At 31.8% G+C, this 12,740-nt stretch carries 20 protein-coding genes; 18 read left to right on the plus strand and 2 right to left on the minus strand.

What is annotated here, in order from left to right; genetic code table 11:
• Nucleotides 1-14: 14 nt before the first annotated feature.
• Complete coding sequence (locus tag AABK36_RS13845) at nucleotides 15-212, minus strand: hypothetical protein (RefSeq protein ID WP_309938314.1); 198 nt, start codon at nucleotides 210-212, stop codon at nucleotides 15-17.
• 140 nt (nucleotides 213-352) lie between these two features.
• Here AABK36_RS13845 and AABK36_RS13850 point away from each other — a divergent pair, with 140 nt between their 5' ends.
• The 16 genes from AABK36_RS13850 to AABK36_RS13920 all read left to right on the plus strand — a co-directional run bounded on the left by AABK36_RS13850 (nucleotide 353) and on the right by AABK36_RS13920 (nucleotide 10,880).
• Nucleotides 353-868, plus strand: coding sequence for a DinB family protein (locus AABK36_RS13850; RefSeq protein ID WP_309938313.1), 516 nt, complete (start codon nucleotides 353-355; stop codon nucleotides 866-868).
• A gap of 103 nt (nucleotides 869-971) precedes the next feature.
• Nucleotides 972-1,232, plus strand: coding sequence for a tyrosine-type recombinase/integrase (locus AABK36_RS13855; RefSeq protein ID WP_309939174.1), 261 nt, complete (start codon nucleotides 972-974; stop codon nucleotides 1,230-1,232).
• Between the two features lie 146 nt (nucleotides 1,233-1,378).
• Nucleotides 1,379-1,903 (plus strand): hypothetical protein, encoded by a 525-nt coding sequence (locus AABK36_RS13860; RefSeq protein ID WP_309938312.1) that lies wholly within the window; start codon nucleotides 1,379-1,381, stop codon nucleotides 1,901-1,903.
• A 161-nt stretch (nucleotides 1,904-2,064) separates the two neighbouring features.
• A complete protein-coding gene (locus tag AABK36_RS13865) occupies nucleotides 2,065-2,643 on the plus strand; it encodes a Crp/Fnr family transcriptional regulator (protein WP_309938311.1) in 579 nt (192 codons plus the stop codon).
• A 56-nt stretch (nucleotides 2,644-2,699) separates the two neighbouring features.
• On the plus strand, nucleotides 2,700-3,530 hold the full coding sequence (locus tag AABK36_RS13870) for a type II toxin-antitoxin system RatA family toxin (RefSeq protein ID WP_309938310.1): 831 nt from the start codon (nucleotides 2,700-2,702) through the stop codon (nucleotides 3,528-3,530).
• A gap of 225 nt (nucleotides 3,531-3,755) precedes the next feature.
• On the plus strand, nucleotides 3,756-3,872 hold the full coding sequence (locus AABK36_RS13875) for a tyrosine-type recombinase/integrase (protein WP_309938309.1): 117 nt from the start codon (nucleotides 3,756-3,758) through the stop codon (nucleotides 3,870-3,872).
• 244 nt (nucleotides 3,873-4,116) lie between these two features.
• Nucleotides 4,117-4,602 (plus strand): hypothetical protein, encoded by a 486-nt coding sequence (locus tag AABK36_RS13880; protein ID WP_309938308.1) that lies wholly within the window; start codon nucleotides 4,117-4,119, stop codon nucleotides 4,600-4,602.
• A 120-nt stretch (nucleotides 4,603-4,722) separates the two neighbouring features.
• A complete protein-coding gene (locus AABK36_RS13885) occupies nucleotides 4,723-5,337 on the plus strand; it encodes a hypothetical protein (protein WP_309938307.1) in 615 nt (204 codons plus the stop codon).
• A gap of 244 nt (nucleotides 5,338-5,581) precedes the next feature.
• Nucleotides 5,582-6,727 (plus strand): hypothetical protein, encoded by a 1,146-nt coding sequence (locus AABK36_RS13890; RefSeq protein ID WP_309938306.1) that lies wholly within the window; start codon nucleotides 5,582-5,584, stop codon nucleotides 6,725-6,727.
• A gap of 81 nt (nucleotides 6,728-6,808) precedes the next feature.
• Nucleotides 6,809-7,237 carry a DUF1330 domain-containing protein gene (locus tag AABK36_RS13895; RefSeq protein WP_309938305.1) on the plus strand — a complete coding sequence of 143 codons (429 nt, stop codon included), beginning with the start codon at nucleotides 6,809-6,811 and terminating at the stop codon, nucleotides 7,235-7,237.
• Nucleotides 7,238-7,387: 150 nt separating this feature from the next.
• Nucleotides 7,388-7,765 carry a hypothetical protein gene (locus AABK36_RS13900; protein ID WP_309938304.1) on the plus strand — a complete coding sequence of 126 codons (378 nt, stop codon included), beginning with the start codon at nucleotides 7,388-7,390 and terminating at the stop codon, nucleotides 7,763-7,765.
• Complete coding sequence (locus tag AABK36_RS13905) at nucleotides 7,766-8,659, plus strand: hypothetical protein (protein ID WP_309938303.1); 894 nt, start codon at nucleotides 7,766-7,768, stop codon at nucleotides 8,657-8,659.
• A 180-nt stretch (nucleotides 8,660-8,839) separates the two neighbouring features.
• Nucleotides 8,840-9,034: a tyrosine-type recombinase/integrase gene (locus AABK36_RS25435; RefSeq protein ID WP_374709118.1), complete on the plus strand. Its 195-nt coding sequence runs from the start codon at nucleotides 8,840-8,842 to the stop codon at nucleotides 9,032-9,034.
• A 111-nt stretch (nucleotides 9,035-9,145) separates the two neighbouring features.
• Complete coding sequence (locus tag AABK36_RS13910; protein WP_309938302.1) at nucleotides 9,146-9,772, plus strand: hypothetical protein; 627 nt, start codon at nucleotides 9,146-9,148, stop codon at nucleotides 9,770-9,772.
• A 138-nt stretch (nucleotides 9,773-9,910) separates the two neighbouring features.
• Complete coding sequence (locus AABK36_RS13915) at nucleotides 9,911-10,183, plus strand: tyrosine-type recombinase/integrase (protein WP_309938301.1); 273 nt, start codon at nucleotides 9,911-9,913, stop codon at nucleotides 10,181-10,183.
• 88 nt (nucleotides 10,184-10,271) lie between these two features.
• Nucleotides 10,272-10,880 carry a hypothetical protein gene (locus AABK36_RS13920; protein ID WP_309938300.1) on the plus strand — a complete coding sequence of 203 codons (609 nt, stop codon included), beginning with the start codon at nucleotides 10,272-10,274 and terminating at the stop codon, nucleotides 10,878-10,880.
• A gap of 171 nt (nucleotides 10,881-11,051) precedes the next feature.
• Here AABK36_RS13920 and AABK36_RS13925 read toward each other — a convergent pair whose 3' ends face one another.
• Entirely contained in the window at nucleotides 11,052-11,249 is a 198-nt protein-coding gene (locus tag AABK36_RS13925) for a hypothetical protein (protein ID WP_309938298.1), read from the minus strand.
• A gap of 163 nt (nucleotides 11,250-11,412) precedes the next feature.
• On the opposite strand from AABK36_RS13925, the gene AABK36_RS13930 reads away from it, so the two are divergent.
• Nucleotides 11,413-12,348: a M28 family peptidase gene (locus tag AABK36_RS13930; RefSeq protein ID WP_309938297.1), complete on the plus strand. Its 936-nt coding sequence runs from the start codon at nucleotides 11,413-11,415 to the stop codon at nucleotides 12,346-12,348.
• Nucleotides 12,349-12,516: 168 nt separating this feature from the next.
• The gene (locus tag AABK36_RS13935; RefSeq protein WP_309938296.1) at nucleotides 12,517-12,729 is read left to right on the plus strand and encodes a hypothetical protein; all 213 of its coding nucleotides are present in this window, start codon (nucleotides 12,517-12,519) and stop codon (nucleotides 12,727-12,729) included.
• Nucleotides 12,730-12,740 lie beyond the last annotated feature (11 nt).

The following is a 12,740-nucleotide window of genomic DNA, read 5'->3' on the forward strand; positions in this document are numbered from 1 at the left end:
AGCCGGTTTTTCATTCAATGTTTGCTCCAGTTGATCGTCCATTCTTTAGCAATTCTAGTTTTCAATCCAACTCCAAATTGCAAAGCCATATGAACCAGACATCCACCGTAATTATTGCTCGCGCTTTCTCTATTTTCCACTAGATCATAATAATTTCTTAGCCTAATGAAATAATCATCAAAATCAAGGACTAGTTTAAAAGCTTTTCGCAATATTATTTCTTTTTTTTTCAATATATTAGCGCAATAAAAAACAGAAATTAAAGCTACCCTGAAAGGGTTTAGTGCAACACTATTTAAAAATGCATTAAAATACATTTTACATTAAACGTTATAGTACATTAACAACTATCATGAAAAACGAATTTTTATTACAACAAACTCAGGACAGCTATAACTGGCTAAATAAAATCATCAAAGACATCCCCTTAAACCAATGGGACGAAACGCCTAAAAACATTGAAACAAACATTACCTGGCAAATAGGACATTTAATAATGAGTTTCAATTTTCATACAATCATTGTTATAAAAGGTCAACCAATGCATTTATATCAAAATTTCCCAGTTAAGCTTTACTCGGAACTTTTCACAAATTCACCAGCAAAAGATTGTATTGGAAAAACAATTCCTAAGGAACTACAACAACATTTAGAACTTGTTCAAAATTACTCCCTTGAAACAATCAAGAACCTTCCTGAAGAAGAACTGGTAAATCCTCTAGAGCCATTTGTAGTAAAACACCCTATTGCAAAAACAAAACAAGAAGCCATTGACTGGAATATAAAACATACAATGTGGCATTGTGGACAAATTGGACTATTAAAAAGAGCTTTAGGAAATCAACATAACTTTGGTTTAAATCTATAAAACGTACTACAACAACTAAGTCTTCGTATGGCTCGCAGAGTCCAATATGAAAGCTTAGTTTTTGCCAATAGAACTATCCAGATGCTAAAGATATAATCCAGAAATTTATCTATTTGAAGGTCAAAATGGAGGAATCTACAAAAGCACAAGTACTCAAAAGTTTGTTAAAAAGTATGTAAAAGAAGCAGGTATCGACAATACAATTACACCTCATAGTCTAAGACATAGTTTTGTAACTCATCTTTTGGAGAATGGTGTGAATTTGCGATACATTCAACACATCTTGAGACATCATAGCTCCAAAACAACTGAAATATATACACATATTACCGATTTAGGTTTAGTAAAGTCGAAATCCTCTTAATATGTTTGAAATATGATTTTTTAAACTTAATTTTTAATTGAAATAAATTTTTAGTCCAATAAATGAGTTCCGCGCATAGGTAAAATAAACGGAATTCGTGTTATTGGGGTGTTGTGCCCTATTTATAAAAACCGAAACGCAATGACATGAATAAGGTTTTACCAAAAATTCTTTTAGTGGTTATTATCGGATTGATTCAAACATTTTTAATGACCCGTTATAATCCTAATTTAATTCCAATTGAATTATTTATGGCTTTTGGTTTATCTGCTTTTGGGCTATTATTCGGTTCTATAGTTTTATTGACCGATTTAAAAAATAATCAAGGTAAAAGAAACTCAGGATTGCTAATTATGTTCGCATTTCTGATCGGTAGTGGAATTGGATTTTCAGCAATGAAATATCAAGATTCTGAGAGAAGAGAGAATGCGAATTTTATTATTTATGAATTGAATTTATTCTATGAACAGAATGGATATTACCCCGAGAAACTTGGAGATTTAATTCCTGAGTATCTAGAGGAATTGCCAACAAGTAATTGGGGATTAAAAAGAATCGATTATAAATATGAACTTGATAAATCAAACCAATTTTATTCAATTGACTATAAAACAGGAACCGGTTGCGGTTGGACATATTTTAGTTCAGATGGCTGGCAGTTTTATGATTGAAAAAAGAATAAAAAACAGGGCACAACACTAAATAAAGCCAATGCTTAAATTCACCACAAATACGACAGTTACGACTTTCTACGTCAATATTCTCCTGCGGAGAATCTCGTCTGCGAAAATCGCACTGTCTTTATTTTAAACGTTGGCGGTAATTGAACAAAATGGAACTACTAAAAAACTGCATATCGAATCAAATCAGTATTGACAATCAGTCCTTGTCAAATATCTTGTCAGAGTTTGAAATCATTGAACTAAACAAAGGCGATTTTTTTCTCAATTCTGGTAGTATTAGTAAGAAAATGGCCTTTATTGAATCTGGCTTTCTTCGAATGTATAATATTGCTGATGGAAAAGAAGTTACATTTTGGATTGGAAGTAGTGGAAAATTCATTACGTCTTTATCAAGTTTCGTCTTTCAGACAGTCAACTTTTGGAATATTCAGGCAGTTACTGATTGTAAATTGTATGTAATCAACAGAGAAAAACATTTTGAGTTGTGCACAAAAGAACCCAAATGGCTTGAGTTTGACAATAAACTCTTAGCATATTCTTTTGCCTTGTTGGAGAAAAGTATGTTCGCTCAGTTACATACGACTGCTAACGAACGGTTTCTTGCTTTAATGAAAGAAGAACCAGAACTTTTCCAAAATGTTCCGCTACAATATATTGCTTCTATGCTCGGAATCACTCCAGAGTCATTGAGCAGATTAAGAAAAAACCTTCATCGCTCCATTTCTTAACATTTGTCAAGAGAAAATTGATACAGAGTATCGAATTTTGCTAAAAAGTTTAAGATATGAATCAATTGCAAAAGCCTCTTTTAATTAATGCCCTATTTTCAGGTCTATCGGGTATTCTACTGACAATATTTAATAAGACATTCGCAAAAATATTTGACACCTCAAACACAACAGTTTTCTTGATAATTGGTATTGCTCTTCTCTATTTCACAGCGACTATAATTTATGAGATTAAGAGACAAAAACCAGTGGGAATACTATTCATAATCATTCAGGATTTCTTCTGGGTGATTGGTAGTACAGTAATCTTAATTTTTCAACCTTTTGAAATCTCAAAATCAGGTAATAGTATTATTGTTGTCGTTGCTTTGGTTGTGTTGTTAATGGGAATGGGGCAAGCCAATGCACTTGCTCAAAGTGATAATAAACCAAAAGAAAAAATTAAACAATTAAGCTTTGAAAGAACATTTAAAGGCACAAAAGAAAATGTATGGAATGTAATTTCTGATGTCGCTAATTACCACAAGGTTGCACCCAATATAGATGACGTGAAAATTCTTTCAGGTCATGGAGAGGGAATGGTTCGCAGTTGCAGCCATGCTAATGATAGTTGGACTGAAACTTGTACTTTATGGAAAGAGAATGAAGAGTATTCTTTTGAAGTCAACACCTCTACTCCCGATTATCCATATCCATTTAAATACTTGAAAGGAAATTGGAAAATTCAAGAAATAGACAGTATGAATATTAAAGTTATAATGGCATTTGAATTTGAGTATAAAAGGAAATTTCAGAATTGGTTACTTCACCCTATATTAAAAGGAAAGTTTAGTAAAACCGCAGATGAACTACTTGACAACTGGCAAAAGCAAATTGAGAAAATGTAAATACCGCCAACAATGTATATAAGCCATAGCTGAGTTCATCTTTCGTCTATGGCTTTTATGTATATTTAAGGTCTGTACTAGACCGAAAAGTTAGTGCATTAAAATCCGCTACGGCTCATACACTTGACCGTTAACATGCATTGGAAAATTAAATGGTACTAGGATTTCAATTAGGACAAGGCGGAATAGATGATTTAGGTGAATTCATCGGTCAAATGGGGCTGGATGAAAACAAGCACAAGTACTCAAAAGTTTGTTAAAAAATATGTAAAAGAAGCAGGTATCGACAATACAATTACACCTCATAGTCTAAGACATAGTTTTGCAACTCATCTTTTTTGAGAATGGTGTGAATTTACGATACATTCAACACATCTTGGGACATCATAGCTCCAAAACAATTGAAATATATAAACATATTACCGATTTAGATTTAATAAGGTTAAAAATCCTCTTGATATGTTTGAAATATGATTTTTTAAACTTAATTTTTAATTGAAATAAATTTTCAGCCCAATAAATGAGTTCCCCACATAGATGAAATATACGGAATTCGTGTTATTGGGGTGTTGTGAACAATTACAAAATGGAAGAATATAAAACAGATCAGATAGAACCTGCCAATATTCAAGGACAAATAATAATTTTTGATTTTGGATTAACTCTGGATGGAGGTACTATTTCATTCTATTGTCAAAACAATGGAAAGCTATTTTGGATCAAGTTGGTTCAACATGTTGATTTCACAGAACCATTTGAAGATGGATGGGTTCCTGGAGCTCTATATTTGAATGAGAAAATGATTGATATTGATTCTCTTGATGAAAAAAAGATTATTGAAGGATTAAAGAATTGTAAGATTTCTGAAAAATTATATAAACGAGATAATTCTGAAAATCCACTTTTGAATAATAAGAAGACTATAGTATTTGGAGATAATTTAAACAAGCAATTTGATGCTTGGAGAAAAAGCCCTAGACATGCAGTAGAACAATTTATTAGTGATTCTATTGAGTTTATAGAATCAAAGGAATATAGAGAAGTGGCTATTAGAGTAGGTCGAATAAAATAAAAGTTCACAACAAAACCTAAACTGCATAAAAACGCAGCTTAGCTAGAACGTTGCCAGTTATTTGAACACTAGATACGTATAAAAATACTGAATTTTTTGATAAACTATTAAGAAGAAAAATTGCAATACGAATTTGTAAGAGATTTTAACGGAAAACATCAAATTGGGGGAGAAGTTCCACAAAACTTCAAAATTCCTGATAATGAATTTATAGCTGGTTTTCAATATTTAGGATTTATAGACAATACAGACTCTTTATTTTCTTGGTTACCTTTCAGGGTAAACTTAATTCATCCTATTTACACTGACGAATATTCTGTTTTTCTAGATTATACAAATCCAAACAATCCGATAATTATCCAACCAGATGATACCGCTTCGTCAACAAGTACATTTGAAGAAATCAATAAAAATTCCAAAATAATTTGGGAGGGAGTAAGAGTAAGTTTAGAAGCGAAAGAAGAAATTGATGAGTTTGAAAGTATTGGAATTTGTGGACATCCCGATTGGTTACAAGTAGACGAAACACCAACCTGTCCTAAAAGTGGAAACCGAATGAAATTTTTATGTCAATTAGGTAGTTTTAGCGATATAAAATCGACATTTAGTAATGTGATTGCGACTGAGGGAATGGCTCAGTATTTCGAAAATTTAAATTTTTGGTGTGATGGAAATTTATACATTTTCATAGAACCAACAGCTAGAACAATGTGCTATACAATGCAAAACACATAAATCTTGATATAAAAGGCGGAACAACAATCTGCCAATAATATGTATAAGTAATACGAGCTTTTGTGAGATATTTAGCTTTATATTTTTGAATCCCACTTACTTTAAATTATATTTATTCAATAAATTAATAAATATAATTTGAATCCGTTGGCGGTAGAGCGGAATCTGAAGATTCTACTTTTAACTCCCGTACTACCCATACACTTAACGTTACCAGTCATTTGAAAATCAAAAAACACAATCATTGAAATATATAAAAAACATAATAATCGTAATTACGCTAACGATTCTAGCACAAACAGCTTTTGGTACAACTTGGAGTGCAGCATATCCATACATACAGAAAATAGACGGCCAAAATATAGCAGTTAAAGCATTTCCTTACGCTCCATACTCAGGAAGCCCAATGACAGGAGCTACAAAAGTTTACCAGAATAAGAAATTACTTTACACGATTGATGAATATTATAGAGAAAAAATTTTCACAAGTAATGATGGACAATATTTGGCTGTGGTTCACACTTCAAATTCATTAGGCATCTCTAGCTATACTTCGTTCGGTTTTGAACAATTTAATTTTAATCAAAAAGCCATTGAAATTTTTAAAAATGGACAACCTTTCAAAACGTTTACATTAAAAGATGTAATAGATACCACAAAGCTGGCACATAACGGACAGTTCTTTTATTGGGGATATAATGTAGATTTTGAAGCATTCGATGATGCAATTTGGAATTGTGAATATTGGAGAAAAGATTTGAATCGAAGTGAAAAAAAAGAATGCCTTAATGGTGATACTGCATCATATTGTAAAGAATGGATAAATGGATGTGATTCTATGAAAATATTTGAGATAGAGAAGTTTATTTACGACAACTCTATATATGTTCAAGATAATTATCTATTTGTTTTGACAAATCAAAATACAGCAATAAGACTTGACTTTAATACAATGAAAGTTGAACAAATACCAATTAACAAAATAATCTTAGACAAGAATACTTTCAATCCTCCAAAACTGAACCGTAAATACAAAAAGGTCAAATTGCCGGATAAATTTGACGAACCGAATATGAAAGATGGAAGAACTTTTGAAAAAGGTGTTGCTGATCTCTTCAATTTGTCTATTTCTGATAATACAAATGAAAAATCATTTTGCATTTTCATCAATCCTCTTGTTCTTGACGATAATGGAAAATGTATTGACTATTATGGAAGAGTCTATGATAAACGAATTTCTAATTTTTTTACAAAAGAATCCATAAATAGATCCATGACTGAAAAATTGGATACATGGGTGAAGCAACAGACCTTTGACACAAAACTTATCCCACAAGGATTTGATAGCTATTCATTTCTGTGTATCGTAAATTTAAAATTTGACAACTAAAAGCAAAAATGCCAAACAACAAAACCTAAACTGCATTAAAACGCAGTTCAACTAAACCGTTTAGTGTAATAAAAAAACAGTATGGAAAAATATGTAAATGCAACCCCTGAGTCTGGGAAGAAATTTTATCAGGATTTTCATGATAAAGGGAAGGTGATAATGTTGAACTTATTAAAGTTTCGACCAATGGCTGATTATACTAATTTGGAGCAATTAAAACCCGAAAATGAAATTAGTGGAGAAGAAGCCTATCAATTGTATATGGACAACACTCTGCCAGAATTAAAAAAAGCAGGAAGCCGAATTATATACTATGGAAAGAGTAAAGATTATATAATTGGACCTGATTCTGAGAAATGGGATGCTGTACTATTGGTTGAACATGAATCAGTAATGAAGTTTATGGAGTTTGCTCAAAATGAAGACTATCTGAAAAATGCCGGGCACCGAACCGCAGCATTAGAAGATTCGAGACTATTACCGACAAATGAAATAAAAAACTACACCTAACAAAGCATATATTTTATGGTGATAATCGGCTGACTGACAGATCTTTCACTCCATAGCCAGTTTTGATTACGATGGACAGGAAAATGCTTCGATACCGCCACAAGCCATATAAAAATCGTTGCCATTAATTAAAGATAAATATTACGCTGAATGAAAAAAGTACTAATTATTATAATATCATGTGTTCTAATTACCTCTTGTGGAGTGTTAGGGTTTAAGAGTTATCCGACAACAACATTTTATGTAAAAAACAACTCAAATGAAACAATAAACTTTAGCTCAACAGTTCTAGTTTTTCCAATGTCAAGAGGTCCATTAACTAGGAATTTCTCTGTGGCACCTAATGATAGTATTCTTACTAGACAAGTGGATTTTAAAAAAGAAGCTGAGCCTCAAAAATGGTTTCTCGAATTTAAAATTTTCCCAAACGACAATGTTAAAACTTTTGACCCAAATAAGCCTGAAAATTGGAAGAAATGGATGAATGAAAAAGGGAAACCTTGCTACACTTTTACAATTGCAGAATAAATGAAAAAATCACTTACAATTATTTTAGTTTTCGTCTATGCAATTTCATTTGCTCAAAACGACAGTATTTTTAATAGGCTACAAGCTATTAACAATAATGGGTTGACTTTTTACAATATCGATGGGTATACTATAACCAAACAAACATTAAACTATCCTTTTACCGAAAAAAATTTAAATAAAGTTTATCGTAAATACTCTATAAAAAAAGACGAAAAAAAAAAAAAAGACATACAACTAGGCTTCGATAATTATTTCGTCATAAATAACGACGAAATAACAAAGAATCTAATTCAAAATAATTCTTATTATTTCATAGAAAACCAAGAGAAACGAATCACAGTCATTCAATTCAGTTCTATAAACAAAAGAGATAAAGAATTTGAACGAACAATTGCCAAACTAATAATTGAAAATGCAATACCAAAAGAAAATTATGCCTCAATGACTATTGATAGTATCAATTTTGCTGGCAGAAAAATAAAATTAGGAACGAGCTGTAATTGGACAAACGTAAATACAGTACAATGTCCATATTATGGAGAAATGAATTGGTCAGTTCATAAAGATTTAGAAGATGCAAAAAATACTGTCGAGCAACAATTTAAAATAACGGAATCACGAAAAAGAGGAAAAGTAATTTCGGAAGAAACCGTTGAAATAGAATTCGAGGGAACAGAAACTACCGCCAAAAGAGTGATTTATGACTTTACGGGAATGACTTCTGTTTTAGCAAGTATGTCTGGAGGAAAAACATTAACAATTTACTATGTTGCAACTGAGGTTAGAGGTAATTATGTTAGTTGTGTTTTGAGCTTTTGGAATAACGATACAATAACAGAAAACGGACTTGCTCCTTTATTGGAAAAAGTAATGAAATTAAAAAATAACTAATGCAACAACTAAGTCTTCGTATGGCTCATATGAAGGCTTAGTTGCCTCCGAAAAAACTACAATTTTTAAATATTATCATAAAACACAAGCCTGAAATTTATCTCTTTTAAGGTCAAAATCGAGGGATTTATTCAAGCTCCAGCACTCAAAAACTTGTAAAGAAATACGTTAGAGAATCTCGTGTCAATTAAAACTACATCTCCTCATAGTCTAAGACAAAATCTTACAACTCATCTTTTGGAGAATGGTGTGAATTTACGATACATTCAACACATCTTGGGACATCATAGCTCCAAAACAACTGAAATATATACACATATCACCAATTACGGTATTAATAGAGTAAAGAATCCTCTTGACATGTTTGAAATATGATTTTTTAAACTTAATTTTTCATTGAAATAGATTTTTAGCCCAATAAATGAGTTCCGCACATAGATGAAATATACGGAATTCGTGTTATTGGGGTGTTGTAGGTCACTTAGAATGAGAATTATTCACTGGACTCCGAAAGAAAATAAAGAAAGTATTCTAGAACGTGGAATCAGAGTACAAGACACATGGATTTCGTTCAATTTTTTAACACCATTTCATAGTCTAAATAGATGGTGGCTTGACTTCTCGAACGAGAAACAGGAAGAATGCATTGGTGTTATTATTGAATTAGATGAAAGTGATTTTCCTGCTTACTTTTATCATTGGGGCGGGACACATGACCAAAAATTTAATGACAATGGTGACTTGATTCTGAATAAGAAAAAAAGCCTTGATCAATTTAGACAAGATGGAACTCTATTTGAAAGTCTCGCTGATTTATGGACCGGGTACAAGGAAACGATCTTATGGAGAATAGGTGAGCGGCTAGCAAATCTAGAGACTTCAAGTGCTGACTATATTCCTTTAGCTTTAAAGGCCTTAAAAGGTGATCAGACCCTTTTCGATAAGTATGTAAATGATGAAGAATTTATGACATTTACATTTGAAGATTATGAATTATTACTTTTTACTGATATTGATTCATCAAGAATACTCTCTATTGTGACAGAGGATGAAGTAATCAAATACGATGAATTATTAAAAGAAATAAAAAGCGACCTACAACAAAGGGTATAGCCCATAGCCGCCTGACGGCTTGCTCCGGCCCATACCCTAGGCGTTAACATGCATTGGAAAATTAAATGGTACTAGGATTTCACATAGGACAAGGTGGAATAGATGATTTAGGTGAATTCATCGGTCAAATGGGGCTGGATGAAAACAAGCACAAGTACTCAAAAGTTTGTTAAAAAATATGTAAAAGAAGCAGGTATCGACAATACAATTACACCTCATAATCTAAGACATAGTTTTGCAACTCATCTTTTGGAGAATGGTGTGAATTTGCGATACATTCAACACACCTTGGGGCATCATAGCTCCAAAACAAATGAAATATATAAACATATTACCGATTTAGATTTAATAAGGTTAAAAATCCTCTTGACATGTTTGAAATATGATTTTTTAAACTTAATTTTTAATTGAAATAAATTTTTAGCCCAATAAATGAGTTCCCCACATAGATGAAATATACGGAATTCGTGTTATTGGGGTGTTGTGTGTAATTTGATAAATGACAAATCGAAAAATAAACATCATTATTCTTACAGTATTCAGTTTTACAATTTTGAGCTGTGCTTCATTTTCTAAAAAAAGATTTCGGAAAGAAGTTTCAAATCTTGAAAAAACTGAATTAAATAAACTGACAGGCAACTATTCGTTGAATCCAATAAGAAGATATTTAGGAAAAGAGAAACCGAATGACAGAATTCCAGATTCTTTAAAAAGTAATAATGGATATTACTTTTTAACCAATGAGAGTTACGACAAAAAGATAAAATTTGATTCTTTAAAAAATATTGACAATGATTATATTTTGAGTTTAAACCTTGAAAACACAAATAAAATAAGAGTAGAGTTAGTGGAAAATTCTAAAATAATTAATGACACATTATTTTCAGGTAAATATAAAAATGGAATGTTTTATTTAGACAACAAATATATTGATTGTAATGGAGTTCCTTTTCTATTTGGAGGCTGTCGAAATAACAAAAGAAGAATTGGACTGACTAAAAATGGAAACTTACTTATCAATGAAGCAGTCAGTAATGAAGGAGCTTTATTGTTGATAATCGGAACTGGATATAGTTACAACGTGACATATGAATATGAACGAAAATAAAAACTACACACAACAACTAAGTCTTCGTATGGCTCGCAGAGTCCAATGATGACGGACAGTGCTGAAAAACATCCATATCTATGGATTTTGCGACTAGATAAGCTGTATTTCGGATGCTTGACTTTACGTGATTTTTCAAAAAACAAGCTTAGATTTAGCGGAATCTTTCATTCAATGTTTGCTCCAATTGATCGCCCATTCTTTTGCAATTCTAGTTTTCAATCCAACTCCAGATTGCAATGCCATATGAACCAGACATCCTCCGTAATTATTGTTAGTGCTTTCACCTTTTCCTGCTAAACCATAGTGCCTTGTGAGCTTGAAAAAAGAATCACCAAAGCCAGGGACTACTTTACAAGCTATTCCCAATATTATTTCCTTTTTTTTTCATATATTTAATTGACTATAAAACAGTAATTAAAGTTACCCATAAAGGGTTTAGTTCAACAATGTATATAAATCATAGTCGCCTATCGGCTGGCTAGGCTTTATTATACTAAACGCCGTCTATAATTAAAAACAACCCAATACGATGAAAAGCTTTTTGCCTGCATTATTCCTTATTTACTTTCTTTTTACATTACCATGCAATGCTGAAATGCATAGAAATGCAAATTCAGATACAGTTCGAATTAAGAATGACTTAAGGAAAATTACAAAAACAAAAAGGCCTCGCAACTATAGGAATATACAGACATTAAACTATGTCGCAGAGTATATTTATAATGAGTTTTTAGTTAATTGTGATTCCGTTTATTATCAATGCTATTCTGTAAATGGGCTTGAGTATAAAAACGTTATAGGCATTATTGGAAAACAAAAGAAAGAAAAATTAGTAATTGGCGCACACTATGATGTTGCAGGTAATCAGGAAGGAGCAGATGACAATGCTAGTGGAGTTGTTGGATTATTAGAACTTTCAAGATTGATTTCAACAAATGACTTCGACTATCAAGTTGAATTAGTGGCTTATACTCTAGAGGAGCCACCTTTCTTTAGATCGGACTATATGGGCAGTCATATTCATGCTAAGTCTTTGCATGATAAAAATATTAATATTAAAGGCATGATCTGTCTTGAAATGATTGGGTACTTTAACGATTTGAAAAAATCACAGGATTATCCAATCGGGTTTTTAAAACTTTTTTATGGATCAAGAGGCGATTATATTACTGTAGTTCAAAAAACTGGCAATGGAAAGTTTGGCAGGCAAATCAAACGAGAAATGAAGAGGCAAGACTTAATTAAAACAAAATCATTCAAAGCTCCAGCTATGCTACCGGGGATCGACTTTTCAGATCATTTAAATTATTGGCGCTATAATTATAGTGCTGTCATGATTACGAATACGGCGTTTTATAGAAATAAAAATTATCATGAAACGACGGATAAAATGGAAACATTGGATTTAAACCGAATGGCTTTGGTCATTGACGAGCTATATCTGACATTGAAAGAAATAAAATAACTATTGCAACACGCTAGTTAAAAGCAATTGGCGTTCGTGATCGATTGGATTTAGATTGGGTAATTGACCATCGCTAAACGTTAGCAAATATTAAAATCAACTATGAAATACTTTTATACTTTACTAATAACAATGACTCTAATTGGTTGTAAAGAAAACAAGAAGGAAATGAAAGCTTTTACAAAACTTGAAGACGCTCGAAACTATATAACTGAATCATTTCTTGAAAAAGAAGAAACACTAATGATTTCTGACGAAATAAATGACGCTATGGGAATGAATATGGCAATCATAACGGACGAAATTTTAAAAAAAGGATATATGCCTAACGGATTTGAGCAAAAAGATGGCTATAGAGTTTACAAATATCAAAAAGATTAAAACTAAACTTC

The sequence above is a fragment of the Aureibacter tunicatorum genome (assembly GCF_036492635.1).
Classification (GTDB): domain Bacteria; phylum Bacteroidota; class Bacteroidia; order Cytophagales; family Cyclobacteriaceae; genus Aureibacter; species Aureibacter tunicatorum.